Source organism: Bradyrhizobium campsiandrae, from assembly GCF_014529705.1.
In the GTDB taxonomy this organism is placed as follows: domain Bacteria; phylum Pseudomonadota; class Alphaproteobacteria; order Rhizobiales; family Xanthobacteraceae; genus Bradyrhizobium; species Bradyrhizobium campsiandrae.
In genome coordinates, this window is sequence record NZ_JAANIH010000204.1 from 1 (window position 1) to 460 (window position 460).

The following is a 460-nucleotide window of genomic DNA, read 5'->3' on the forward strand; positions in this document are numbered from 1 at the left end:
ATTATTGGTGGTCCGTTCTTAATCTTTTTATTGCGAAAGGGTGATTTTTATGGAAGTAAGGGACGTTAATTTTAGTTATAATGGAACCGATGCAATTTTGAAAAATGTCTCATTTACTATCCAGAAAAATAAAATCAATACGATTGTTGGGCCAAATGGTAGTGGAAAATCTACCTTATTAGAAATTTTGGCTAGACTCCTTTCACCTAATTCTGGGGATGTTTTACTGGAAGGAAAATCGATTTTTGAATGGAAAGCAAAAGAATTTGCGCAAAATGTGGCGATTGTTCATCAAAGTAACGTTCTTCCGAATGAACTAATGGTGAAGGAATTGCTTTACTTTGGTCGTCTACCTTATAAAAATTGGCGAATGACTCGGACGAAGGAGGATGATCTAGCTGTTGAGCGGGCTTTGATGCAAACGGAGCTAACTGAAAAAGCAGAGAAATTTGTTGATAGT

1 protein-coding gene is annotated in these 460 nt (G+C 36.3%); it reads left to right on the plus strand.

Annotated elements, in window-relative coordinates:
• Positions 1 to 49: 49 nt before the first annotated feature.
• The coding region (locus G8O24_RS47120) for an ABC transporter ATP-binding protein (RefSeq protein ID WP_188108432.1) at positions 50 to 460 on the plus strand (411 nt) is incomplete at its 3' end.